Source organism: Salmonella sp. A1325 (assembly GCF_056991255.1).
The window spans coordinates 539,929-564,381 of sequence record NZ_JAMLWO010000001.1; the positions used below are offsets into that span (position 1 = coordinate 539,929).

Consider the following 24,453-nt stretch of genomic DNA (forward strand, 5'->3'; position numbering starts at 1 on the left):
GATGGCGGCTAACGCCTTATCCGGCCTACACAGACTTTATTAATGCACGCCCAACCGCCAGGCGAAATAGATCTCTTCTTTCAGTTCGGTTGCAGAGAGGGTGAGGAGATCGGCAAACTCTAACTCCAGCTGTTTTAAACGCTTCAAATACTGCGCGGGAGAAAGTTCGGTTTTATCACGGCGTAAAAATTCAATCGCCAGTTGGGTTGGGTCTAAATCAGTAGACATATCATCCTCGCTTATGTGTAAACGTGCACAGTATATCACCTTTTTCTGCGCATATTTTGACCAAAAGCAATATGCATCACACTTTTATGGTGACAACGTCACACAATCGCCGTAGTAAGGCGCGAAGAACAGCACAGACGTCCCTGTTCATCAAAGATCTCTATCTGCCAGACCTGATGGCGAGCCCCGGTATGCAACGCTTTACAGACGCCTCGTACGCGCCCCTGACGCGCCGACCGTACATGGTTGGCATTCACCTCCAGCCCCACCACCTTTTGCTCCCCCTGCGTACACAGATAGCCTGCGACCGAGCCGATACTTTCCGCCAGCACCACAGACGCTCCGCCATGCAGCAAGCCGAACGGCTGTTTGGTGCGATGATCGACGGGCATTGTCGCTTCCAGCGTATCGTCCCCAATACGCTCAAAGCGGATATCAAGCAGGCCAACCATATTCCCTTCCCCCATCGCATTAAGCGCATCGAGGGTCACTTCACGTTTCCAGATCAACCTATAATCTCCAGTAATGCCTGCAACGGGTGACGCACGCCCGTACCTTCAATGCGTTTGACCTGGCTTCGGCAGGAATAGCCGGTTGCCAGGCAACGATTTCGCGGTAGACGTTGCATCGCCTGATGCCAGGATAGCTCATAAATTCCCAGCGAATTTTTATGATTGGTGAGTTCATGTCCATAAGTGCCCGCCATACCGCAGCAGCCTACGCTGACATTTTCCAGCTTCGCGCCAAAATGGGCAAAGATGGCGGCCCACTGCGCAGGCGCGCCGGGTAAAGCCGTGACTTCCGTACAATGACCAAAAAAGTACCACGGTTCGCCGCTCACCTCGACGGACAGTCTTGCATTTATTTCCTGCGCCAACCATTCATTCACCAGCAACACATGAAAATCGCCGCGCTGTTCGCCCATCGCCAGTTTGTATTCGTCGCGATAACACAGAACCAGTGCCGGATCGACACCCACCATCGGCATCCCCAACGCGGCGATCCGATTAAGGAACTCAGAGGTTTTTTTCGCCGTTTTCGCAAAGCGATTAAGAAAACCTTTAATATGCTGCGCCTTACCATTCGGCGAGAACGGTAACAATACCGGCCTCCTGCCCAGTTTTTCCGCCAGGCGGATAAAGTCCGCTACGACCCGAGCGTCGTAGTAGCTGGTAAACGGGTCCTGAACCACCAGTACCGTTTTCGCTTTTTGCTCGGCGCTCATGCGCTCCAGTTGCTCAAGCGTCATATTGGCGGACGGATGGCCCACCAGTTGCTGTTGCAATGAAGGGGCAGAAAGCAGAGGTAAATCCACCATACCGATATGTTTTTTCGCCAGATTGCGAACCACCGGTTGGTTAATAAAAAAGTTAAAGGTCTTTGGCGCACGCGCCATCAGCGGCGCGTAGGTCTCGACCGTCGCCACCAGATGATCGCGTACCGGACGCAGATAACGCGTATGGTAAAGCTGTAAGAAACGTGAACGAAACTCCGGAACATCGATTTTAATTGGACACTGGGTCGTACAGGCTTTACACGCCAGACAGCCGGACATGGCCTCTTTAACTTCATGGGAAAAGTCATACTCGCCTTTGCGTTTGTGCCAACTATTCCGGGTGCGGGCAATCAGCGTGCGTAAGCTGGCGCGTTTTTCTGGCAACTCCTTTTCCAGCTTCAACGGATCGACGCCGCGATCGGCCAATAGACGGAGCCATTCCCGCACCAGCGTCGCCCGCCCTTTCGGCGAGTGGATCCGGTTAAGGCTAATTTTCATCGACGGGCACATCGGGCTTTTCGCATCGAAATTAAAGCACAGGCCGTTACCATTACACTCCATAGCGCCGCGCCAGGTCTGCCGTACCGCCAGCGGAATTTGCCGATCCCAGGTGCCGCGTTTTACCGCATCCACCTTCATCATCGGCGCCTCTATCCCCTGCGGCGGACAGATTTTACCCGGGTTAAGTCGATTATGCGGATCAAAAGCCGCTTTTATTTTGCGCAGCTCGCCATACAGAACTTCGCCGAAAAAGGCCGGGCTGTATTCCGCACGAAAACCTTTTCCATGCTCGCCCCACAACAGCCCGCCGTATCTGGCGGTCAGCGCGACGACCTCATCGGAGATCTGTTTCATCAACAGTTCCTGCTGCGGATCGCACATATCCAGCGCCGGACGCACATGCAGCACCCCGGCATCCACGTGGCCGAACATGCCGTAACTTAAGCCATGACCATCCAGCAGGGCGCGAAATTCGGCGATGTAATCGGCCAGATGTTCAGGCGGCACGCAGGTATCTTCCGCAAAAGGAATCGGTTTGGCAGCGCCTTTCGCGTTACCCAGCAGCCCTACCGCTTTTTTACGCATCGCGTAAATACGCTCAATACCCGTCAAATCGGTACAAAGTTGCCAGCCGATCACGCCCGCTTCCGCACGCGCCATCAGGCCATCCAGCCGGTGGCACAGCGCCTCGACCTGTCCGTCAATAAGCGCTTCATCGTCACCCGCGAATTCCACGATATTCAGGCCAAGCATCTCTTTATCCGGCACATCGGTAATCAATTCGCTAACGGAGTGCCAGACAATATCTTCCCGCGCGAGGTTAAGGACTTTGGAATCGACCGTCTCGACGGATAAGGCGCGCGCATCAACCATAAAAGGGGCGTTACGCAGCGCGGAATCAAAGGAGTCGTATTTTACATTCACCAGACGGCGGACTTTGGGTATAGGGGTAATATCCAGCCGGGCTTCAGTAATAAACGCCAGCGTCCCTTCCGACCCCGTTAAGATGCGGGTAAGATCGAAGCGGGTCATGTCATCGTTAAAGACGTGGCGTAAATCGTAGCCTGTCAGGAAGCGATTGAGCTTTGGAAAGCTATCGAGGATAAGTTGACGGTTTTCCAGGCAGGACTGATAGACGGTCTGATAGATGCGGCCTGGTGTCGTCGTGTTTTCACCCAGCGTCCGGGCAAGCTCTACGGGCATTGATTGCGTGTCAAGGATATCGCCCCCCAACAATACGGCCCGTATGCCTAAGACGTGATCTGACGTTTTTCCATAGACCAGCGAACCCTGACCAGAGGCATCGGTATTAATCATACCGCCAAGCGTTGCGCGATTACTGGTGGAAAGTTCCGGCGCAAAAAAATAGCCATACGGTTTTAGCGCTTGATTAAGTTGATCTTTTATCACTCCCGCCTCTACCCGCACCCATCCCTCTTCAGGATTAATTTCAATAATGCGGTTCATATAACGGGACATATCAACAATAATGCCCTGGTTTAGCGCCTGGCCATTCGTACCAGTACCGCCGCCTCGCGGGGTAAATATCAGCGACGTAAAGCGCGGCTCCGCCGCCAGACGGGCAAGAAGCGCGACATCCGCCGTAGAACGGGGAAACACAACAGCATCGGGAAGAAGCTGGTAGATACTGTTATCGGTCGACATTGTCAGACGGTCGGCATAGCTGGTTGCCGTATCGCCCGTAAACCCTTGCTGCTCCAGCGCCTGCAAAAAATTGAGCACCAGTTGAACGACGCCGGGTGCCTGAGAAATTTGTGGAATCATTATATTGACCTTTTCCTGCGGTCTATGTTGTGAACGGTGGCGCCCAACCCGGCGAGCGCGAGCGGTCTACGCACAGGAAGGGATGCTTAATCGTTTGCGTGTTGCGTTATTTGTTGTATCACATTTTTTTCCTGTGCGCCCAACAGAATTACATGCAGAATCGGCCTGTTAAAAACCGCTGAAATTGCTCATCATTATAGGGTGTGGTTTGCATGTTCACGTCGCGCCAACGTTCTGGCGCAAAGACAAAGGTGAAAAGTATTTATGGTAAATGTTCGTCAGCCCAGGGATATTGCGCAAGTGCTGCTATCGGTGCTGTTTTTAGCCATCATGATTGTGGCCTGCTTGTGGATAGTACAGCCTTTTATTTTGGGGTTTGCATGGGCAGGTACGATTGTTATCGCGACCTGGCCCGTTTTGCTGAAATTACAAAAAATATTGTGGGGCCGCCGCTCGCTTGCCGTATTGGTCATGACGCTGCTGTTAGTGCTGCTCTTCGTTATTCCCGTCGCCTTGCTGGTGAACAGCATTGTCGACGGTAGCGGCCCGCTCATCCATGCAGTGACCGGCGGCGATATGACGCTACCCGATCTGGCATGGTTAAATAATATTCCGTTGGTTGGTGCCAAACTGTATGCCGGATGGCATAGCCTGCTGGATATGGGCGGTAGCGCTATTATGGCGAAAGTGCGGCCTTATATCGGCACAACCACGACCTGGTTTGTCGGTCAGGCGGCGCATATCGGACGCTTTATGATGCACTGCGCCCTGATGCTGTTGTTTAGCGCCCTGCTTTACTGGCGCGGCGAACAAGTGGCGATGGGAATACGCCATTTTGCCTGTCGTCTCGCGGCTAAACGCGGCGATGCGGCGGTTCTGCTGGCTGCCCAGGCGATCCGCGCCGTGGCGCTTGGCGTGGTGGTCACCGCGCTGGTACAGGCGGTACTTGGCGGCGTCGGGCTGGCGATTTCCGGCGTGCCTTACGCTACCCTGTTGACGGTAGTGATGATCCTTTCGTGTCTGGTTCAGTTGGGGCCGTTGCCGGTATTGATTCCAGCCATTATCTGGCTTTACTGGACAGGCGACACCACCTGGGGCACCGTGCTGCTGGTTTGGAGCGCCGTCGTCGGCACTCTGGATAACGTGATTCGCCCGGTACTCATCCGCATGGGCGCCGATTTACCGCTGCTTCTGATCCTTTCAGGGGTAATCGGCGGCCTGATTGCATTCGGTATGATTGGTCTGTTTATTGGACCGGTGCTTCTGGCCGTGACCTGGCGTTTGTTCTCCGCATGGGTACATGAAGTTCCGGCGCCGACGAATGAACCAGAGGAGATCCTTGAAGAGCTGGATGACATCGAGGAAGCCAACAAGCAGTCATAATCCCGTCGGGCGGCATCGCCGCCCGATGCTTTAGCGACGTTTATCAATTCAACGCACACCCCATTTTGATTCGCCCGTCTGTTCCCCGCCGCATCTCATTTCTGTCGCAAATCCGTTACAGTTTTTAAACTATTGAGACGAATCTGATCGACGCAAAAAGTGCTCATGCCTACTATTAGCACACGGTTATAAATCAACACATTGATTTATAAGCATGGAAATCCCCTGAGTGAAACAACGAATTGCTGTGTGTAGTCTTTGCCCGTCTCCTACGATGGGCTTTTTTTTTACTTCAAGCGGCCAGCCTCACCGTTCATAATGGCGAGAAGAAAAAAAACTGACAGGACACGCATGAAAACCGTCACCGTAAAAAATCTTATCATTGGCGAAGGGATGCCCAAAATTATCGTGTCGTTGATGGGAAGAGACATCAATAGCGTGAAAGCGGAGGCGCTGGCCTACCGCGAAGCTACATTCGATATTCTGGAGTGGCGCGTGGATCACTTTATGGATATCGCATCGACTCAATCCGTTCTTACCGCTGCGCGTGTTATCCGCGATGCGATGCCTGACATTCCGTTACTGTTTACTTTCCGCAGCGCCAAAGAAGGCGGCGAGCAGACAATAACCACTCAGCATTATCTCACGCTTAATCGTGCCGCAATCGACAGCGGCCTGGTCGATATGATCGATCTTGAGCTATTTACCGGTGATGCTGACGTTAAAGCCACTGTCGATTATGCCCATGCGCATAATGTTTATGTCGTGATGTCTAACCACGATTTTCACCAGACGCCGTCCGCAGAGGAAATGGTTCTGCGGCTACGTAAAATGCAAGCGCTCGGCGCGGATATTCCCAAGATTGCCGTTATGCCGCAAAGCAAGCATGATGTATTAACGTTACTCACTGCCACGCTGGAGATGCAGCAACATTACGCCGACCGTCCGGTAATTACTATGTCAATGGCGAAAGAGGGGGTCATTTCACGTCTGGCAGGGGAAGTGTTTGGCTCTGCCGCCACGTTTGGCGCGGTGAAGCAGGCTTCAGCGCCGGGGCAAATCGCCGTAAATGATCTACGCAGTGTATTAATGATTCTGCACAACGCCTGACCCGGCATTATGCAGGCGTCGGGCAACTTACGCCCTATCCGGCCTACACAACATGTTTCTTGTGCAGGCCGGATAAGCATAGCGTTATCTGGTCGCGGTTTACTTCTTCAGTTCCGCCAGACTCAGCCAGGTCTGAACCACGGTGTCCGGGTTCAGCGACAGGCTGTCGATCCCCTCTTCCATCAGCCAAGCGGCAAAGTCTTCATGGTCGGACGGACCCTGACCGCAAATTCCAACATATTTGCCCTGTTTTTTCGCCGCGCGGATCGCCATCGACAGCAGCGCTTTCACCGCGTCGTTACGCTCGTCAAACAGTTCAGACACCACGCCGGAATCGCGATCCAGCCCCAGCGCCAGCTGCGTCATGTCGTTAGAACCAATCGAGAAGCCATCAAAATATTCGAGGAACTGTTCAGCCAGCAAGGCATTGGACGGGATCTCGCACATCATGATGATCTTCAACCCGTTCTCGCCGCGTTTAAGCCCCTGGCGCGCCAGCTCTTCGATGACCGCTTTCGCCTGGTCGACCGTCCGCACGAACGGGATCATGATTTCGACGTTGGTAAGGCCCATATCGTTGCGCACGCGTTTCACCGCTTCGCATTCCAGCGCAAAACAATCGCGGAAACTTTCTGCGACGTAACGACCCGCGCCGCGGAAGCCCAGCATCGGGTTTTCTTCATGCGGCTCATAGCGTTCGCCGCCGACCAGGTTGGCGTATTCGTTGGACTTAAAGTCAGACAGGCGAACGATAACGCGTTTCGGGTAGAAGGCGGCGCCTAACGTCGCGATCCCTTCCGTCAGTCGACCAACGTAAAATTCACGCGGCGAGTCAAACCCTTTCATCATCTCACGAATGTCGTTTTGCAGCGCGGCATCCTGGTCGTCAAACTCCAGCAGCGCACGCGGGTGAACGCCAATCATACGGTTAATGATGAATTCCAGTCGCGCCAGACCTACGCCTTCATTCGGCAGGCAGGCAAAGTCAAATGCCCTGTCCGGGTTGCCGACGTTCATCATGACCTTCAGCGGTAGCTCTGGCATGGTATCTACGCTGGAGCTTTTTACGCTGAAATCCAGCATGTCGGCATACACATAACCGGTATCACCTTCCGCACAGGAGACGGTCACTTTTTCGCCATCTTTCATGCGTTCGGTGGCGTCGCCGCAGCCGACTACCGCCGGAATACCCAATTCGCGGGCGATAATTGCCGCATGACAGGTGCGCCCGCCACGGTTAGTGACAATCGCCGCCGCTTTTTTCATGATCGGTTCCCAGTCCGGGTCGGTCATATCGGTGACAAGCACATCGCCAGGCTCAATACGGTTCATTTCGCCGATATCGGGAATAACTTTTACCGTACCTGCGCCGATACGATGCCCAATGGCGCGACCTTCGGCAATGATTTTCCCCTGCGCATGTAGCGTATAACGCTCCATCACCTGGCCACGAGAGCGCACGGTTTCCGGACGTGCCTGCACAATAAAGAGCTTACCGGTATGACCGTCTTTCGCCCATTCGATATCCATCGGACGACCATAGTGCTGCTCAATCTGCACCGCTTGTTTCGCCAGCTCCTGCACTTCTTCGTTGGTGAGCGAGAAAATGTCGCGCTGTTCCTGCGGCACATCCTCAATCTTCACTTGCTTGCCGTGCTCCTGGGTGGCGGCGTAAACCATGCGGATTTTTTTCGACCCCATGGTGCGGCGTACGATGGCCGGACGGCCTGCCGCCAGGGTTGGCTTATGGACATAAAATTCGTCCGGGTTAACCGCGCCCTGCACCACCATTTCACCCAGTCCCCATGCCGAGGTGATAAAGACCACCTGGTCAAAACCGGATTCGGTATCGATAGAGAACATCACCCCTGACGAGGCGAGATCGGAGCGAACCATCCGCTGCACGCCAGCGGAAAGCGCTACGCCGCGATGATCATATCCCTGGTGAACGCGATAAGAGATGGCACGATCGTTAAACAGAGAAGCAAATACGTGTTTCACTGCCACCAGTACCGCATCGAAGCCCTGAACGTTAAGAAACGTTTCCTGTTGGCCCGCAAACGAAGCATCTGGCATATCTTCCGCCGTGGCGGAGGAACGCACGGCAAAAGAGGCATTTTCATCATCCGACGAAAGCTGCGCATAGGCATCGCGGATGGCGTTTTCCAGCTCCGGCTGGAAAGGAGTGTCGATAATCCACTGGCGGATCTGCGCGCCCGCTTTCGCCAGCTGGAAGACATCATCAATATCTGTCTTATCCAGCAGCTCATAAATGCGCTGGTTTACGCCGCTTTGATCCAAAAACTGGTTAAACGCATCGGCAGTGGTTGCAAAACCATTCGGAACGGATACGCCCATGCCGGAAAGGTTAGTAATCATTTCACCCAGGGAGGCATTTTTGCCCCCAACTCTGTCTACATCATTCATGCCGAGTTGGTTATACCAAAGCACCAGCGGTGACGAGCCATTGTTGGACATCGAACAATCCTTTTGTGATAAATGAACGAGTTTAAGAAACACATAGTTGCGTATTTATCCTGGCATACTTAAACCCGCGAAAAAAACGGTGAATCGTTCAAGCAAATTTATTTTTTCATTTTTTCAGATTGTTTACGTAGTTGCGCAAACCCGCGCATAGCACGGCATTCCCTTAATCCCCCCCGATATAAACTGCGTTTCCAGGAAATGAAACACACTTTTCATTAATTATAAAAAGTGTCTGTCATTTTATAAAATAAGCGACAAGTTATACGTTTCCCGTTACTTTTAATTTATGCTTTCAGATAATTATGTTTACTCTTCAGGATGAACAGAATGGATAATGTTGTTGATCGCCATGTTTTCTATATTTCTGATGGTACCGCCATCACCGCCGAGGTCCTGGGTCACGCGGTTATGTCGCAGTTTCCGGTGACGATCAGCAGCATCACGCTGCCATTCGTGGAAAACGAAAGTCGCGCCCGCGCCGTCAAAGACCAAATTGACGCCATTTATCAGCAAACCGGCGTTCGCCCGCTGGTATTTTACTCGATTGTTTTACCTGAAATTCGCGCCATCATCTTACAGAGCGAAGGTTTCTGCCAGGATATCGTCCAGGCGCTGGTGGCGCCGCTTCAGCAGGAGATGAAACTGGATCCGACGCCGATCGCTCATCGTACTCATGGGCTTAATCCGGGTAACCTGAACAAGTATGACGCCCGTATTGCCGCTATCGATTATACCCTGGCGCATGATGATGGCATTTCATTGCGCAACCTCGATCAGGCTCAGGTCATTTTACTTGGCGTTTCGCGCTGTGGAAAAACGCCCACCAGCCTCTATCTGGCGATGCAATTCGGTATTCGTGCGGCTAACTACCCTTTCATCGCCGATGATATGGATAATTTGACACTGCCCACATCGTTAAAACCGCTACAACATAAACTGTTCGGCCTGACAATTGACCCTGAACGCCTGGCGGCTATTCGCGAAGAACGCCGTGAAAACAGTCGCTATGCCTCGTTGCGTCAGTGCCGCATGGAAGTGGCGGAGGTTGAAGCGCTGTATCGTAAGAATCAGATCCCCTGCCTGAACAGCACCAATTATTCCGTTGAAGAGATAGCCACCAAGATTCTCGATATTATGGGGCTTAACCGCAGAATGTACTAGCAAACTAGTTTAATGGTTTGTTTTTTGTTATCATGCTGTTCTGCCTGCGAGGTGTGACACGCCTCGCACTTGAAATCAGCAGGGATTGGTTTATCGTGATGCCCATCACTTCCCGGTAGTCCTGCCGTTGAAGCAACAAATTTCTGAGACTTGTAATGAACAGAACCGACGAACTCCGTACTGCGCGTATCGACAGCCTGGTAACACCGACCGAACTCGCGCAGCGGTATCCTGTATCGTCCTCCGTCGCCAGTCATGTTACCGACTCCCGACGCCGGATAGAAAAGATTTTAAATGGTGAAGATCCACGGCTACTGGTCGTCATTGGCCCCTGTTCGATTCACGATCTGAATGCTGCTATGGAATACGCGACGCAGCTCCAGGCACAACGCCAAAAGCATCAGGCGCGTCTGGAAATCGTCATGCGCACCTATTTTGAAAAACCGCGCACCGTCGTGGGATGGAAAGGCCTGATTTCCGATCCTGACTTGAATGGAAGTTACCGCGTCAATTATGGGCTTGAACTGGCGCGTCGCTTGCTATTGCAGGTGAACGAACTGGGAGTACCGACCGCCACAGAGTTTCTTGATATGGTCACCGGCCAGTTTATTGCCGATCTGATCAGTTGGGGAGCGATTGGCGCGCGTACCACCGAAAGCCAAATCCATCGGGAAATGGCTTCTGCGCTCTCTTGTCCGGTCGGCTTTAAAAATGGTACGGATGGCAATACCCGCATTGCCGTTGACGCTATTCGCGCCTCCCGCGCCAGCCATATGTTTCTCTCGCCGGATAAAGACGGACAGATGACCATCTACCAGACGAGTGGCAACCCGTATGGGCACATCATCATGCGCGGCGGTAAAAAACCGAACTACCACGCTGAAGATATTGCCGCCGCCTGCGACACGTTGCATGAATTTGATCTGCCGGAACATCTGGTCGTCGACTTCAGCCACGGCAACTGTCAAAAACAGCATCGCCGCCAGTTGGAGGTATGTGATGATATTTGCCAGCAGATTCGTAATGGCTCCACGGCAATTGCCGGGATTATGGCCGAGAGTTTTTTACGGGAAGGCACGCAAAAAATTATCAGCGGTCAACCATTAATCTATGGTCAGTCCATTACCGATCCCTGCCTGAACTGGGAAGATACGGAAGTTCTGTTGGAAAAACTGGCCGCGGCGGTAGATAGCCGCTTTTAATAGCTCGCCCATCCTGCCGGGATGGGCGTTTCTTCGATGCTTTACCCGCCCTTTTCTCTCCGCGCGCGTATATCACTCCACAGAATTAGCACTTGCTGTTATCGCATTAATTATTGATAATAATAATCATTGTGAGTTTGATTATTAATAAATAACATGTCGCGTATGGATAACACCGAGCTGCCTCACCCTAAGGAAATAGACAATGAAACGCTTCTCCCTGCCGCTGAACGGCGCGTCAACAGTCAGGCGCTATTAGGTCCGGACGGCAAAGTCATTATCGATCACAACGGTCAGGAGTATCTGTTGCGCAAAACTCAGGCCGGTAAGCTACTGTTAACCAAATAGCGCTCCCGCCAGCAGACGATGCTGCTGGCATCAGGCTAACTTGAACAACTGACCTCCAGCCGCTTTCCCCACTCCGGTGGTCGGCTGGCATAGTCATCATCTCGATCGGTAAAAGGTTGACGTAAAACTTCATGCAACCGATGCAGTTCCGCCATGTCTCCTTGTTCAGCCGCATCTATCGCGCGTTGCGCCAGCCAGTTGCGCAACACAACCGCAGGATTCACGCGTTGCATCTGCTGCTGGCGCAGCGCGTCATCAACCGCCTCTGTGCGCAATCGCGCCCGGTAGCGGTCGAACCAGGCATCGAACGCCGCGCGATCGATAAACGTATCCCGCAACGGCGAGGAAGCGCTCTGTTGCTCCGTATGGCTTAACATCCGAAATGTACGGGTATAATCACTCCCTTCGCGCGCCATCAGACTAAACAATTCATTCAGTAAAGCGTTATCGTCTTTTTGCTCGGTAAAGAAACCCAGCTTCTGGCGCATTCGCTGCCCATAGTGCGTTAACAACGCGTCCTGGTAACGATCCAGCGCTCTGTTTAACGCGTCGATCTCAATAAAAGGGGTTAGCGTCTGCGCCAGACGTTGTAAATTCCACAGCGCCACCGACGGTTGATTATCGAAGCGGTAACGTCCCTGATGATCGGAATGGTTACCAATGAAGCCGGGATCGTAGTCATCGAGAAAACCAAAGGGGCCATAGTCGATGGTCAGCCCCAGAATCGACATGTTATCCGTATTCATAACGCCGTGCGAAAAACCGACGGTTTGCCACTCGGCGATAAGTCTTCCGGTACGCGCCGCCACCTCTTCAAACCACAAAGCATATTTTTCCGGGACATCCTGCCATTGCGGCCAGTAATGACGAATAGCGAAATCAGCCAGTTGCTGAACTTTTTCCGGCTCACGGCGGTAATAGAAATGTTCGAAATGACCAAAACGCATATGACTTTGTGCCAGACGCATTAACATGGCGCCCGTTTCCTGCGTCTCTCGCTGAACCGGCGTATCGCTGGCTACGATAGATAACGCGCGCGTAGTGGGAATACCCAGATAATGCATGGCTTCGCTGGCAAGACTTTCTCGTATGGTTGAACGCAGGACGGCGCGTCCATCCCCCATTCGCGAATAGGGTGTTAATCCGGCGCCTTTCAGATGCCAGTCGAGGGTCGAGCCATCCGCCAGGAGCTGTTCGCCCAGCAAAATACCGCGTCCGTCGCCGAGTTGTCCCGCCCAGACGCCGAACTGATGCCCGCTATATACCTGCGCGACAGGCGACATACCGGGTAATAAGGTTTCGCCGCCCCAAACGCCAGCGCCATTGGTAACGTCAAATAACGACGCGGGAATGGCTAACTGCTGCGCCAGTTTGTCGTTATACCAAATCAGTCGCGCATTTTTTAACGGTGTGGGTAAAAGCGCGGTATACGTTGCTGGCAGTTCATCGCGCCAACGGGCAGTAAAAGACAGGGTCATAGGGCCTCCTGTCTTCAGTGTAGACGGTTAATCACCGGTTAAACACCGGCAAACAGAAAGGTTATCGCTGAACGAGTTTAATGAGCTGGTTTACTGGCACCGGAGGCCATAGTCCGCCCTGGAATGCGCTAAACCCCAATGGCGCTGCGCGCGCAAACATCGCCTCAGTATCAATACCGGCAATCATCAGCGACTCGCAGCTGGAGGAGATCTGGGCAACGATGGCGTGCATGAATGGTTCGAATGAGATCATTTCAGCTCGCTGCTGAATAAAATTTTTATCCAACATGACTCGTTTGAAAAGCCCATCGAAAATAGCTTTAGTCGACGCCTCGCCTGCCCCAAAATTTGCCAGCATTAATGGGAAATGCATTGCCAGATTAGCTAACGTTTCATTGTTTTTGCCCTGGTTTAACCCAGGATAATTCTCATTTATAGCTAATTCAAGAAACGGAAAGCGCGCTGCCCGGGGAAAAAGTTCGCTATCTAATAATAATAAGTCACTAATTGCAGGCGGTAAATTAAGCCATGCAATAAGTTTATGCTGAATAAAAAAGTGCTGACAGGTTTCTAACAACGCCAGTTTTTCAACAAACAGACAGTATTGTTCCTCCACCGAAAGGCGAGGCGCTACCAACTCAGTCGGCATCCGCACGGCGCCGTCTTCAGCGGCAAACGTTGCAATAATCTCTAAACCAACAAGCCGAGCGTTTTCATCCATGACGGGAAGGAAAAAGAGTTCGGAATGGTAAAGCTCATTAAGTGAAGCAATCATTACGCCAGTCCCATGGTTAGGGCGCTATTCGCCATCCAGTCACTACGGACGGAAACAGACGTAACTTCAGATACTAATTGAAGCGTCATCATTTTTCTTGTTTACCGGTAAGCCGGTTCCTTTTTTTAACTTACTCTGATTATAAACCAATATCCAATGTTGTACTTTTAACAGGGCGTGAACACGCCCGTTTTTAATAAAAGTACGTTTGTAAATGCTACGGTTATATCATTATATATGATGACAACAGATGTCATAAGTTCAACCGGCGATATGTTAAAAATAGACTATAAAATTTATATCGACTGCGAGGTTAAATTCGCCGTGCCTGCCAGAAGTTTTTTCGCCAGTACACATTATCCAGCGATGAACGCATCACGCCACGACTGGTAGAGGCATGAATAAACTCATTATTTGTATCGTAAATACCAACATGTAAACCACTTTCGCCCGAACCGGTTTTAAAGAAAACCAAATCTCCGGGCATCAATTCATCTTTATCGATTCTGGTGCCGATTTTTGATTGTTCACGCGTATCACGAGGCAACTGCAAATCAAACTTGTCGCGCATAGTGACTACCACAAAGCCGGAACAGTCCACGCCTCTGCGACTCATACCGCCGTAACGGTATGGCGTACCGCGCCAGGACTGCAACTGATCGTTCAAACCCGCAATGACGGTAATGGAGTCTGATAATCTGGCATTTGGCGCCGGTGCCCGATGAGTACTGCATCCTGCCAGGAACAATGCTGTGATAACAAGAAGCCAAAAACGCATGCCGCAACAATCCTCTGTTTTTATTTTGGTATTAATTTAGCGTCGAAATTACCTGCTTTTCAAGAAACGATTTTACTTAAGTGGCCGAAATGAGCATTGGATGCCCCTCGACGTCGAGTCGTCGAAAGCGCAGACCGTAGGCTTGCGCCAGATAAGAGGGGGTGAGCACCTCTTCCCGGCGGCCGCAGGCAATGAGTTTACCGCGCTTTAGTAACCAGGCTTTATGCGCATGGCGCAGCGTGTGGTTCAGATCGTGGCTACTCATCACAATCGCAATTCCTGCCTGACACAAATGATGTAATACCCGATCCAGAGCGTTTTGTTGCGCAACATCGAGACTGTTCATCGGCTCATCAAGCAGCAATAATTGACCGACCGGATTAGCGTCAGGATGAATTTGTAGTACAACGGCAGCAAGGCGAACGCGCTGCCACTCGCCACCGGAAAGCTGATTCACGCTTCGCCCCAGTTTGTCGCCCAATCCAAGCATATCGGCCACCTCGTTAAGCTGCCCGGTTCGCGTTTTATCCGGTTGATGCAATGTCAGGTAATGCCAGACCGGCATGGCGAACGGCGGATTTTGCTGTTGCGCAAGATAAGCGCGGTGTTGGGCAAGCGTTGCCGTCGCCCATGCCTCCAGCGGCGCTCCGCCAAACCTGATGTTCCCCTCGCCTGAGGTTAACCCCGCCATACGCGCCAGTAGCGTGCTTTTTCCGGCGCCGTTCGGCCCGACAAGATGAAGGATCTCTCCTGCGCTTACTTCGCCGGAAAGCGGCCCCAGGCGGGTGCTCTCGGCGACGTCCTTTAATTGCATCAATTGAGACATTATTTTGCCAACGCGATTTTTATGCTTTCCATCACAATAGGATCTTCAGGCGTCATATCCGGCGAAAAACGCTGTACCACCTGACCATCCCGGCCTACCAAAAATTTTTCAAAATTCCACAGAATATCATCCGGATAGAGTGGCATACGCCCTTTGCTTACCATCCGTTCGTAAAAGCCGCTCTTCTCCGGCGCGACTGCCGTTGGCGCAGCGGCTATCAGTTTTTGATACAGCGGATGGCGCGCGTCGCCATTCACATCAATTTTGCTGAACATCGGGAACGTGACGCCCCAGGTGCTGGCGCAATAGGTTTTAATCTCCTCTTCGCTGCCTGGCTCCTGCCCCATAAACTGGTTGCAGGGAAAACCCAACACGACAAACCCCTGATCTGCCCACGCCTTCTGGATATTTTCCAACTGTTCATATTGCGGCGTCAGACCACATCTGGAGGCGACGTTTACAATGAGCAGCACTTTTCCGGCGTATTTTTCAAGTGTAGTGACCTCTCCATCAATCGTCGTAACGTGAGTATTAAGAAGCGAGTTTTGCATGGTGTCTCCCTGATGTCGGTAGAATAGCGGGTTTCATCGTTAGCCTTTAATCATAGACTGCGAATGATGAAAGCAGTTGTTTACCGATGCGCTAACGCGCGGATTTGAGCAGCAGCCAGATAAACACTGGCGCCCCCAATGTGGCGGTGACCACCCCGATAGGCAGTTCAGCCGACGCCAGCGCCAGTCGGGCGACCACATCAGCCAATAGCAGGGCGATAGCCCCGGCCAACGCGCAGCCGGGAAGTAAAACCCGGTGATCGGTTAAACCACATAAACGCAGGATGTGCGGAATAACCAGACCGATAAAACCAATCGCCCCCGCCATCGCCACGCTGACGCCCACCATCCAGCCGGTGGCGACGACCAACAAATTGCGCCAGAACCACAGCGGCAGGCCAAGCTGCCGCGCCGAGGTTTCCCCTAGCGCCAGCATATTCAGCGGTTGCGACTGGCAACATATCCAGATGAGTACCGGGATGAGCGCAATCATTAGCCAGCTCTGCTGCCAGTCAACGCCGCCGAATCCTCCCATCATCCAGTACATTAATTGCCGCAGATCGAAAGAGGTGGAAAAATAGATAGCCCACGTCATCAGCGCGCTACAGATAATGCCCAGCGCGACGCCCGCCAACAACAAGCGGCTGGTAGAGAGATGGCGGCGCGCAAAACGCAGCAGGATTAACGTAATAATGAGCGCGCCGGCTATAGCGCACAGTCCCAGCGCCCATCCTGGCAGTTGCCCCTGCCCCAGTAAGACGGCGGCAATAAGCCCAACACCGGCCCCATTCGAAACGCCGAGCAGGCCCGGTTCAGCAAGTGGGTTTTCAAACAGCGCCTGCATCACAGCGCCCGATAGCGCCAGCGCAGCGCCAACCAGCAATACCGCAAGCGTGCGGGGAAGGCGAATTTGCCAGACAAACAGTTCTCCCCGGGCGCTTAACCAGTCACCGGGGGCAATCCACTGTTCGCCTGCGCATAAGCTCAGAAATGTAGCCAGTAACACCAGCAGTGACAGGCTCAGAAGCCAGCGAACGTTTCGTCGCTGTTGTTGGCGGGCAAAAGTCAGCATGTTATCCATTCAGCTGAAAAGAGGTAGCGTGATTTTACGGTGGGTATCCTTTACTTGAAAGAAAAAAGGCCGCAATGCGGCCTTTTTAGTTATACGGGTCATCTTTCAGGCTGACAGATACGCTGTCATCCCGCTGATCTACTTGCGGGATGGCAGCGTATCTGCCGTAATACACCCTGATGGATGTTATGCCTGGATCTGATTACTCTTCTTTGGGCGAAGCGTTTTCGACCCGGCTCTTTAACTTCTGCCCGGGTCTGAAGGTCACCACGCGCCGTGCTGTAATAGGAATATCTTCACCCGTTTTCGGGTTACGCCCCGGACGTTGATTTTTATCACGCAGATCGAAGTTACCAAAACCAGAGAGTTTCACCTGCTCACCGTTTTCCAGAGCACGACGGATCTCTTCGAAAAACAGTTCAACCAGTTCTTTGGCATCCCGCTTGCTAAGCCCAAGCTTATCAAACAGATATTCTGACATTTCAGCTTTTGTAAGCGCCATAGGTTCAATCCCTCAATGATGCCTGGAATCGCTCTTTTAATGCCTCTACACATTTGGCGACGGTAGCGGCAATCTCCTCTTCTTCGAGTGTACGGTTGGTATCCTGAAGGATCAGGCTGATAGCGAGGCTCTTATAACCCTCCGCAACACCCTTACCGCGGTACACGTCAAATAAGTTTACGCCAACTACCTGATTTACGCCAACTTTCTTACATTCGGATAAAATATCCGCTGCGGGAACGTTTTCTGCAACAACAACCGCAATATCGCGACGGTTGGCCGGGAAGCGTGAAATCTCCCGCGCCTGCGGCACGATACGGTCTGCGAGCTTATTCCATTCCAGTTCAAACACCAGCGTACGACCATTCAGATCCAGTTTACGTTCCAGTTCAGGGTGAACAACCCCAATAAAACCAATACGTTCATCTTTCAGATAAATCGCCGCAGACTGTCCCGGATGCAGAGCCGGATTCATCTCCGCCTTAAACTGGATATCACCCAGTTTGCCGGTTAAATCCAATACCGCTTCCAGATCGCCTTTCAAATCATAGAAATCAACGGTCTCTTTTGCCAGGTTCCAGTGCTCATCATAGCGGTTACCGCAAATCACGCCAGCCAGCATCAGATCCTGTCGAATACCCAGATTGGCTTGTGTATCCGGAACGAAACGTAAACCGGTTTCAAAAATACGCACGCGATTCTGCTGACGGTTTTGGTTATAGACCACCGTCGCCAACAATCCGCTCCACAGAGACAGACGCATCGCCGACATCTCAACGGAGATAGGGTTTGGCAGCAGCAGCGCTTCTGCACCTGGATGGATGAGCTGTTGTACTTTAGGATCGACAAAGCTATAGGTAATCACTTCCTGATAGCCTTTGTCGTTCAGCATGGTTTTAACCCGCTTCAACGACAGATCGGCTTCACGGTGCGTCCCCATGATTAAACCGGCCTGGATTGGCTCGTCCGGAATATTGTTATAGCCGTAAACGCGGGCCACCTCTTCCACCAGATCTTCTTCAATCTCCATATCGAAACGCCAGGTCGGCGCCACGGCTTTCCACTCGTCCTGCCCTTCGGTCACTTCACATCCCAGACGACGCAGAATATCACTGACCTGCTCATCCGCAATATGATGCCCGATCAGGCGATCCAGTTTACTGCGACGCAGCGTAATGGTGGCGCGTTTCGGCAATGTTGCTTCGTTGCTCACATCAATTATCGGACCCGCATCACCGCCACAGATATCAAGAAGCAGACGAGTAGCGCGCTCTATCGCTTTATATTGCAGCGCCGGGTCCACCCCGCGCTCGTAGCGATGAGACGCATCGGTATGCAGACCGTGGCGACGAGCGCGACCGGTGATAGACAGCGGATTAAAGTACGCACACTCCAGCAGCACATTTTGCGTTTCGCCATTCACGCCAGAATGTTCGCCGCCAAAAATACCGGCTATCCCCAGCGCCTTATGGTGATCGGCGATCACCAGCGTGTCCGCATTTAACGTCGCTTCGCTACCGTCCAGCAGGACGACGGTTTCACCCTCTTTTGCCATCCGCACGACAATACCGCCATCAATGCGATCTTTATCGAAAGCATGCATTGGCTGACCCAGTTCGAGCAGCACATAGTTCGTGACATCAACCACCGCATCGATGGAGCGAATACCGCAGCGACGCAGTTTCTCTTTCATCCACAGCGGCGTCGGCGCGTTAACATTGATGCCTTTTACCACCCGGCCAAGATAGCGTGGACACGCATCAGCGGCCTCTACCGTAATCGGCAGCGTATCGCTGATAGTTGCCGTAACCGGCGCCATTTCAGGCTCCTGGAGCGGCGCTTTGTTCAGTACCGCCACATCACGCGCAACGCCGATGATACCTAAGCAATCCGCACGGTTCGGCGTGACGCTAATTTCGATGGTATTGTCGTCGAGCTTCAGGTATTCACGGATATCAGTACCCAGCGGCGCATCCGCCGGCAGTTCGATAATGCCGCTGTGATCGTCGGAAATCCCCAGTTCGGAGAAGGAGCACAGCATCCCTTCAGACGGTTCACCGCGCAGTTTTGCCGCTTTAATTTTGAAATCGCCCGGCAGGATAGCGCCAATGGTGGCCACCGCTACTTTCAGCCCCTGACGACAGTTTGGCGCGCCGCAGACGATATCCAACAGGCGTTCTCCGCCAACGTTGACTTTCGTTACACGCAATTTGTCAGCGTTCGGATGCTGGGCGCACTCAACCACTTCCCCAACCACAACGCCATTGAAGCTTCCCGCGACCGGCTCAACGCCGTCTACTTCCAGGCCAGCCATCGTAATCTGGTTAGCCAACGCATCGCTATCAATTGCCGGGTTAACCCACTCGCGTAACCACAGTTCGCTGAATTTCATTGTTTTATCCTGCCTTTATTTAAACTGTTTGAGGAAACGCAGATCGTTTTCGAAGAATGAACGCAGGTCGGTGACGCCGTAACGCAACATGGTCAGACGTTCCATCCCCATACCAAAAGCGAAGCCAGAATAGATTTCCGGATCGATACCGACATTACGCAGCACATTCGGATGCACCATCCCGCAGCCCAGCACTTCCAGCCATTTGCCGTTTTTACCCATCACATCCACTTCCGCAGAAGGTTCGGTAAACGGAAAATAAGAAGGACGGAAGCGAATCTGCAGATCCTCCTCAAAGAAATTACGCAGGAAGTCGTGCAGCGTACCTTTGAGGTTGGTGAAGCTGATGTTGGTATCAACAATCAGACCTTCCATCTGATGGAACATCGGAGTATGCGTCTGGTCGTAGTCATTACGGTATACACGGCCCGGCGCAATAATGCGGATCGGCGGTTGCTGCGCTTTCATCGTCCGGATCTGGACGCCAGACGTCTGGGTCCGCAGCAGACGGGTCGCGTCAAACCAGAAGGTATCATGATCGGCGCGGGCCGGATGATGACCCGGAATGTTTAACGCATCGAAGTTATGGTAGTCATCTTCGATTTCCGGGCCAGTCGCCACGGTAAAACCAAGCTCGCCGAAGAAACTTTCAATACGGTCAATGGTACGTGTGACCGGATGCAGACCGCCGTTCTCAATACGGCGCCCCGGCAGGGAGATATCGATGGTTTCAGCGGCCAGGCGGGCGTTAAGCGCTGCGCTTTCCAGCTCGGCTTTACGCGCGTTAAGCGCCTGTTGTACCTGCTCTTTCGCGGCGTTAATGACTGCCCCGGCTGCCGGACGCTCTTCCGGCGGCAGATCGCGTAGGGTCGTCATCTGAAGGGTTAAATGCCCTTTCTTGCCCAAATATTCGACGCGTACATTGTCTAACGCGGCAACATCTGACGCCTGGTTAATGGCGGCCGCTGCATTGGCAACCAGCTCTGCGAGATGTGACATGGTTTTCCTCATTGTGTCGGTGAAGACACCGGTTCATTGGACGTAATCTCTCGATTTCAGATACAAAAAAAGCCTCCATCAGGAGGCTTTTTTGCGCTGTTTTTCGTTTCGTTTTTCACGCGCTAGCCTCCTGGGATCAGGTGCTAAAGTAAAAAAAGAAACGGAAAATAGCAGCGTTCATGCTTGCGTTACCTTATGTGGTAAAACCGAATATCCTTTATTGAAAAGGGTTACAGGTCAATTGTCAACTCACTGAACAGTAAATAAAAGAGAGGGAGCCAGGCTCCCTCTTTTCACTGGCTTATGCCAGAGCTGCTTTCGCTTTTTCAACCAGCGCGGTGAACGCGACTTTGTCGAATACGGCGATATCAGCCAGGATCTTACGGTCGATTTCAACAGAGGCTTTTTTCAGGCCGTTGATGAATTTGCTGTAAGAAATACCGTTCTGACGTGCTGCTGCGTTGATACGCGCAATCCACAGTTGACGGAACTGACGCTTACGTTGACGACGGTCACGGTAAGCATACTGACCAGCTTTGATAACTGCCTGGAAGGCAACGCGGTATACGCGAGAACGCGCACCGTAGTAGCCTTTGGCTTGTTTCAAAATTTTCTTGTGACGTGCGCGTGCAATTACACCACGTTTTACGCGAGCCATATGTGCTCTCCTGTATCTATTCTAATTAAAAAGTTAAAAACGTTAACGGCTTATGCGTACGGCAGGCACGCGATAACCAGGCCCAGATCGCCTTTAGAAACCATGGCTTTCGGACGCAGGTGACGTTTACGTTTAGTCGCTTTTTTGGTCAGAATGTGACGCAGGTTAGCGTGCTTGTGCTTAAAACCACCTTTACCGGTTTTTTTGAAGCGCTTAGCAGCACCGCGTACGGTCTTAATTTTTGGCATTTTAATAACTTCCACTTCGCATTGTTAATAAACGAAACATAGGCGAACAAAACCTGTGAAGCCCGAAGGCTTCACAGAATTGTTACTTGAAGGCCTTACTGTTTCTTCTTAGGAGCAAGCACCATGATCATCTGACGGCCTTCGATCTTCGTTGGGAAGGATTCGACCACTGCCAGTTCTTGCAAATCGTCTTTCACGCGATTAAGCACTTCCATACCGATTTGCTGGTGGGCCATTTCACGACCGCGGAAACGCAGCGTGATTTTGGCCTTATCGCCCTCTTCGAGAAAGCGAATCAGGCTGCGGAGTTTTACCTGATAGTCGCCTTCATCTGTCCCAGGACGGAATTTAATTTCCTTCACCTGGATAACTTTTTGCTTTTTCTTCTGTTCCTTAGAAGACTTACTCTTTTCATAGAGGAATTTGCCGTAATCCATTATACGACAAACCGGCGGCTCGGCGTTAGGGCTGATTTCGACTAAGTCTACTCCGGCTTCTTCAGCTTTTTCCAGAGCTTCTCTCAGACTCACAATACCAAGCTGCTCGCCTTCCAGACCTGTTAAGCGAACTTCTTGCGCGCGAATTTCGCTATTAATACGATTCGGACGCGCCGTTTGAACTCGTTTTCCGCCTTTAATACTTTATTCCTCCAGTTGTTGAAGACTGCGGCTGCGAATCTCTTGTTGCAGCTTCTCAATCACGTCATTTACGTCCAGACTGCCCAGGTCTTTACCGCGGCGGGTGCGAACGGCAACTTTGCCTGCTTCCACCTCTTTATCACCACAGACCAACATATAAGGGACACGACGTAAAGTGTGCTCGCGGATTTTAAAGCCAATCTTCTCATTTCTCAAGTCTGCTTTTACACGAATGCCCGCATTTTGTAGTTTCTGCGTCAATTCGTTAACGTATTCAGACTGCGAATCGGTAATATTCATCACGACTACCTGAACAGGCGCGAGCCATGTCGGGAAGAAACCAGCGAACTCTTCGGTCAGGATACCGATGAAGCGTTCCATCGACCCAAGAATCGCACGGTGAATCATTACCGGCACCTTACGCTCGTTGTCTTCGCCTACATAGGAGGCGCTCAGACGAGACGGTAAGGAGAAGTCCAGCTGTACTGTACCGCACTGCCATGCACGATCGAGGCAGTCATATAAGGTAAATTCAATTTTCGGACCGTAGAATGCGCCTTCACCCAGTTGATACTCAAACGGGATATTATTTTCTTCCAGCGCAACCGCCAGATCCGCCTCAGCACGATCCCACATCTCATCGCTGCCGATACGCTTATCAGGACGAGTGGAAAGCTTGACGACGATCTTCTCGAAGCCAAAGGTGCTGTACATATCGTAGACCATACGAATACAAGCGTTAACTTCATCGCGGATCTGCTCTTCGGTGCAGAAGATATGCGCATCATCCTGCGTAAAGCCGCGTACGCGCATCAGACCATGCAGCGCGCCTGATGGCTCGTTACGGTGGCAGCTACCGAATTCCGCCATACGCAGCGGCAAATCACGATAGGATTTCAGACCCTGGTTAAAGATCTGAACGTGGCCCGGGCAGTTCATCGGCTTGATGCAATATTCGCGGTTTTCTGAGGATGTGGTGAACATCGCATCTTTATAGTTGTCCCAGTGCCCGGTTTTTTCCCACAGCACACGGTCCATCATGAACGGGCCTTTAACTTCTTGATACTGGTACTCTTTGAGTTTAGAACGAACAAAGACTTCCAGCTCGCGGAAGATAGTCCAGCCGTCGTTATGCCAGAACACCATGCCCGGCGCTTCTTCCTGCATATGATACAGGTCGAGCTGCTTACCAATTTTACGATGGTCGCGTTTTGCGGCCTCTTCCAGGCGCTGCAGATAAGCGTTCAGGGCTTTTTTATCTGCCCATGCCGTACCGTAAATACGCTGCAACATCTTATTATTGCTGTCACCGCGCCAGTATGCGCCGGCAGTTTTCATCAGTTTAAAGTGATGGCAGAAACGCATATTCGGCACGTGCGGACCACGACACATGTCGACATATTCTTCATGATGGTACAAGCCAGGCTTGTCATCATGAGCAATGTTTTCATCAAGAATGGAAACTTTGTAGCTTTCACCACGCTTCACGAAGGTTTCACGCGCTTCGTGCCAGCTGACTTTCTTCTTGATAACGTCGTAATTTTTCTCGGCGAGCTCATGCATCCGCTTTTCGAGCGCTTCGACATCTTCCTGAGTTAGCGTGCGGTCAAGATCAACGTCATAGTAAAAACCGTTGTCGACAACCGGGCCGATCGCCATTTTCGTGTGCGGCCAAAGTTGCTTGATTGCGTGACCTAACAGATGCGCGCAAGAGTGACGAATGATCTCCAGACCCTCTTCATCTTTTGCGGTGATGATGGAAAGCGTCGCATCATTTTCAATCAGATCGGAAGCATCAACCAGCTCGCCATTCACACGGCCCGCAATGGTGGCTTTCGCCAGGCCAGGACCAATGTCCAGAGCAACATCCATCGGGCTTACAGGGTGGTCATAATGGCGTTGGCTGCCATCAGGAAGAGTAATAACAGGCATGTAATATCCTTATTTGCAGTGGTGACCCATACGCAAGATCACATACAAAGAGAAAATGAATTTATTGACAGTGAGTTGTGTATCCATCTAGCCAACCATTGCTAAATTGGCGCACAACCTTCG

Annotated in this window: 23 protein-coding genes, 1 other RNA gene and 1 other annotated feature; of the genes, 6 read left to right on the forward strand and 18 right to left on the reverse strand. The window is 51.9% G+C overall.

Annotated features, from left to right (window positions below):
• Positions 1-39: 39 nt before the first annotated feature.
• The 3 genes from NAZ64_RS02815 to ydiJ form a co-directional block, all read right to left on the reverse strand.
• Entirely contained in the window at positions 40-228 is a 189-nt protein-coding gene (locus tag NAZ64_RS02815; RefSeq protein WP_001537749.1) for a YdiH family protein, read from the reverse strand.
• A gap of 98 nt (positions 229-326) precedes the next feature.
• Complete coding sequence (gene menI, locus NAZ64_RS02820; RefSeq protein ID WP_000637930.1) at positions 327-737, reverse strand: 1,4-dihydroxy-2-naphthoyl-CoA hydrolase; 411 nt, start codon at positions 735-737, stop codon at positions 327-329.
• The gene (gene ydiJ, locus NAZ64_RS02825) at positions 734-3,790 is read right to left on the reverse strand and encodes a D-2-hydroxyglutarate dehydrogenase YdiJ (protein WP_220569239.1); all 3,057 of its coding nucleotides are present in this window, start codon (positions 3,788-3,790) and stop codon (positions 734-736) included. Before ydiJ ends, menI begins: the two co-directional genes overlap by 4 nt.
• Positions 3,791-4,054: 264 nt before the next feature.
• Here ydiJ and ydiK point away from each other — a divergent pair, with 264 nt between their 5' ends.
• The 3 genes from ydiK (at position 4,055) to aroD (ending at position 6,283) form a co-directional block, all read left to right on the forward strand.
• Positions 4,055-5,173 carry an AI-2E family transporter YdiK gene (gene ydiK, locus NAZ64_RS02830; RefSeq protein ID WP_000248615.1) on the forward strand — a complete coding sequence of 373 codons (1,119 nt, stop codon included), beginning with the start codon at positions 4,055-4,057 and terminating at the stop codon, positions 5,171-5,173.
• A gap of 182 nt (positions 5,174-5,355) precedes the next feature.
• Positions 5,356-5,463: antisense sRNA RprA (rprA, locus tag NAZ64_RS02835), an RNA gene on the forward strand.
• A 61-nt stretch (positions 5,464-5,524) separates the two neighbouring features.
• The gene (gene aroD / locus NAZ64_RS02840) at positions 5,525-6,283 is read left to right on the forward strand and encodes a type I 3-dehydroquinate dehydratase (protein WP_000860215.1); all 759 of its coding nucleotides are present in this window, start codon (positions 5,525-5,527) and stop codon (positions 6,281-6,283) included.
• A 99-nt stretch (positions 6,284-6,382) separates the two neighbouring features.
• Here aroD and ppsA read toward each other — a convergent pair whose 3' ends face one another.
• Positions 6,383-8,761, reverse strand: coding sequence for a phosphoenolpyruvate synthase (gene ppsA, locus NAZ64_RS02845; protein ID WP_220569240.1), 2,379 nt, complete (start codon positions 8,759-8,761; stop codon positions 6,383-6,385).
• 336 nt (positions 8,762-9,097) lie between these two features.
• On the opposite strand from ppsA, the gene ppsR reads away from it, so the two are divergent.
• The 3 genes from ppsR (at position 9,098) to hemP (ending at position 11,481) form a co-directional block, all read left to right on the forward strand.
• Entirely contained in the window at positions 9,098-9,931 is an 834-nt protein-coding gene (ppsR, locus tag NAZ64_RS02850) for a posphoenolpyruvate synthetase regulatory kinase/phosphorylase PpsR (RefSeq protein WP_000370992.1), read from the forward strand.
• Between the two features lie 155 nt (positions 9,932-10,086).
• Complete coding sequence (aroH, locus tag NAZ64_RS02855; protein WP_001082196.1) at positions 10,087-11,133, forward strand: 3-deoxy-7-phosphoheptulonate synthase AroH; 1,047 nt, start codon at positions 10,087-10,089, stop codon at positions 11,131-11,133.
• 156 nt (positions 11,134-11,289) lie between these two features.
• Complete coding sequence (gene hemP, locus NAZ64_RS02860) at positions 11,290-11,481, forward strand: hemin uptake protein HemP (protein WP_000089115.1); 192 nt, start codon at positions 11,290-11,292, stop codon at positions 11,479-11,481.
• Between the two features lie 35 nt (positions 11,482-11,516).
• Here the strand turns inward: hemP and selO are convergent, their stop codons facing one another.
• From selO to thrS, 14 genes are all read right to left on the reverse strand, one after another.
• Positions 11,517-12,959, reverse strand: a complete 1,443-nt coding sequence (gene selO, locus NAZ64_RS02865; RefSeq protein ID WP_080192082.1) for a protein adenylyltransferase SelO — start codon at positions 12,957-12,959, stop codon at positions 11,517-11,519.
• 61 nt (positions 12,960-13,020) lie between these two features.
• A complete protein-coding gene (gene ydiV, locus NAZ64_RS02870; protein ID WP_183057973.1) occupies positions 13,021-13,734 on the reverse strand; it encodes an anti-FlhDC factor YdiV in 714 nt (237 codons plus the stop codon).
• A 313-nt stretch (positions 13,735-14,047) separates the two neighbouring features.
• Entirely contained in the window at positions 14,048-14,512 is a 465-nt protein-coding gene (locus NAZ64_RS02875) for a C40 family peptidase (RefSeq protein WP_001213258.1), read from the reverse strand.
• Between the two features lie 76 nt (positions 14,513-14,588).
• Positions 14,589-15,338, reverse strand: a complete 750-nt coding sequence (btuD, locus tag NAZ64_RS02880; RefSeq protein WP_076935165.1) for a vitamin B12 ABC transporter ATP-binding protein BtuD — start codon at positions 15,336-15,338, stop codon at positions 14,589-14,591.
• On the reverse strand, positions 15,338-15,889 hold the full coding sequence (locus NAZ64_RS02885) for a glutathione peroxidase (RefSeq protein WP_023232948.1): 552 nt from the start codon (positions 15,887-15,889) through the stop codon (positions 15,338-15,340). Before NAZ64_RS02885 ends, btuD begins: the two co-directional genes overlap by 1 nt.
• Positions 15,890-15,980: 91 nt before the next feature.
• A complete protein-coding gene (gene btuC / locus NAZ64_RS02890) occupies positions 15,981-16,961 on the reverse strand; it encodes a vitamin B12 ABC transporter permease BtuC (protein WP_000954977.1) in 981 nt (326 codons plus the stop codon).
• Between the two features lie 202 nt (positions 16,962-17,163).
• On the reverse strand, positions 17,164-17,463 hold the full coding sequence (ihfA, locus tag NAZ64_RS02895; RefSeq protein WP_001229266.1) for an integration host factor subunit alpha: 300 nt from the start codon (positions 17,461-17,463) through the stop codon (positions 17,164-17,166).
• Positions 17,464-17,467: 4 nt separating this feature from the next.
• Entirely contained in the window at positions 17,468-19,855 is a 2,388-nt protein-coding gene (gene pheT / locus NAZ64_RS02900) for a phenylalanine--tRNA ligase subunit beta (protein ID WP_000672402.1), read from the reverse strand.
• A gap of 15 nt (positions 19,856-19,870) precedes the next feature.
• Complete coding sequence (gene pheS, locus NAZ64_RS02905; protein WP_000018570.1) at positions 19,871-20,854, reverse strand: phenylalanine--tRNA ligase subunit alpha; 984 nt, start codon at positions 20,852-20,854, stop codon at positions 19,871-19,873.
• Positions 20,855-20,916: 62 nt separating this feature from the next.
• Positions 20,917-21,040 (reverse strand) — a sequence feature (Phe leader region).
• Complete coding sequence (pheM, locus tag NAZ64_RS02910; protein WP_001386830.1) at positions 20,991-21,035, reverse strand: pheST operon leader peptide PheM; 45 nt, start codon at positions 21,033-21,035, stop codon at positions 20,991-20,993. Its footprint overlaps the feature before it by 45 nt.
• A gap of 115 nt (positions 21,041-21,155) precedes the next feature.
• Positions 21,156-21,512: a 50S ribosomal protein L20 gene (rplT, locus tag NAZ64_RS02915; RefSeq protein ID WP_000124850.1), complete on the reverse strand. Its 357-nt coding sequence runs from the start codon at positions 21,510-21,512 to the stop codon at positions 21,156-21,158.
• A gap of 50 nt (positions 21,513-21,562) precedes the next feature.
• Positions 21,563-21,760 carry a 50S ribosomal protein L35 gene (gene rpmI, locus NAZ64_RS02920; RefSeq protein WP_001124225.1) on the reverse strand — a complete coding sequence of 66 codons (198 nt, stop codon included), beginning with the start codon at positions 21,758-21,760 and terminating at the stop codon, positions 21,563-21,565.
• 95 nt (positions 21,761-21,855) lie between these two features.
• Positions 21,856-22,398 (reverse strand): translation initiation factor IF-3, encoded by a 543-nt coding sequence (gene infC, locus NAZ64_RS02925; protein ID WP_001574431.1) that lies wholly within the window; start codon positions 22,396-22,398, stop codon positions 21,856-21,858.
• A 3-nt stretch (positions 22,399-22,401) separates the two neighbouring features.
• On the reverse strand, positions 22,402-24,330 hold the full coding sequence (gene thrS / locus NAZ64_RS02930) for a threonine--tRNA ligase (RefSeq protein WP_001144226.1): 1,929 nt from the start codon (positions 24,328-24,330) through the stop codon (positions 22,402-22,404).
• Between the last annotated feature and the right edge of the window lie 123 nt (positions 24,331-24,453).

Bases quoted from the DNA above. Each gene is read 5' to 3' on its own strand.
- NAZ64_RS02885 (WP_023232948.1), bottom strand. From the start codon at position 15,889: ATGCAAAACTCGCTTCTTAATACTCACGTTACGACGATTGATGGAGAG.
- btuC (WP_000954977.1), bottom strand. From the start codon at position 16,961: ATGCTGACTTTTGCCCGCCAACAACAGCGACGAAACGTTCGCTGGCTT.
- ydiK (WP_000248615.1), top strand. From the start codon at position 4,055: ATGGTAAATGTTCGTCAGCCCAGGGATATTGCGCAAGTGCTGCTATCG.
- ihfA (WP_001229266.1), bottom strand. From the start codon at position 17,463: ATGGCGCTTACAAAAGCTGAAATGTCAGAATATCTGTTTGATAAGCTT.
- ydiJ (WP_220569239.1), bottom strand. From the start codon at position 3,790: ATGATTCCACAAATTTCTCAGGCACCCGGCGTCGTTCAACTGGTGCTC.
- pheS (WP_000018570.1), bottom strand. From the start codon at position 20,854: ATGTCACATCTCGCAGAGCTGGTTGCCAATGCAGCGGCCGCCATTAAC.
- rplT (WP_000124850.1), bottom strand. From the start codon at position 21,512: ATGGCTCGCGTAAAACGTGGTGTAATTGCACGCGCACGTCACAAGAAA.
- ppsA (WP_220569240.1), bottom strand. From the start codon at position 8,761: ATGTCCAACAATGGCTCGTCACCGCTGGTGCTTTGGTATAACCAACTC.
- btuD (WP_076935165.1), bottom strand. From the start codon at position 15,338: ATGTCTCAATTGATGCAATTAAAGGACGTCGCCGAGAGCACCCGCCTG.
- hemP (WP_000089115.1), top strand. From the start codon at position 11,290: ATGTCGCGTATGGATAACACCGAGCTGCCTCACCCTAAGGAAATAGAC.
- NAZ64_RS02815 (WP_001537749.1), bottom strand. From the start codon at position 228: ATGTCTACTGATTTAGACCCAACCCAACTGGCGATTGAATTTTTACGC.
- selO (WP_080192082.1), bottom strand. From the start codon at position 12,959: ATGACCCTGTCTTTTACTGCCCGTTGGCGCGATGAACTGCCAGCAACG.
- thrS (WP_001144226.1), bottom strand. From the start codon at position 24,330: ATGCCTGTTATTACTCTTCCTGATGGCAGCCAACGCCATTATGACCAC.
- NAZ64_RS02875 (WP_001213258.1), bottom strand. From the start codon at position 14,512: ATGCGTTTTTGGCTTCTTGTTATCACAGCATTGTTCCTGGCAGGATGC.
- ydiV (WP_183057973.1), bottom strand. From the start codon at position 13,734: ATGATTGCTTCACTTAATGAGCTTTACCATTCCGAACTCTTTTTCCTT.
- ppsR (WP_000370992.1), top strand. From the start codon at position 9,098: ATGGATAATGTTGTTGATCGCCATGTTTTCTATATTTCTGATGGTACC.
- aroD (WP_000860215.1), top strand. From the start codon at position 5,525: ATGAAAACCGTCACCGTAAAAAATCTTATCATTGGCGAAGGGATGCCC.
- aroH (WP_001082196.1), top strand. From the start codon at position 10,087: ATGAACAGAACCGACGAACTCCGTACTGCGCGTATCGACAGCCTGGTA.
- rpmI (WP_001124225.1), bottom strand. From the start codon at position 21,760: ATGCCAAAAATTAAGACCGTACGCGGTGCTGCTAAGCGCTTCAAAAAA.
- pheT (WP_000672402.1), bottom strand. From the start codon at position 19,855: ATGAAATTCAGCGAACTGTGGTTACGCGAGTGGGTTAACCCGGCAATT.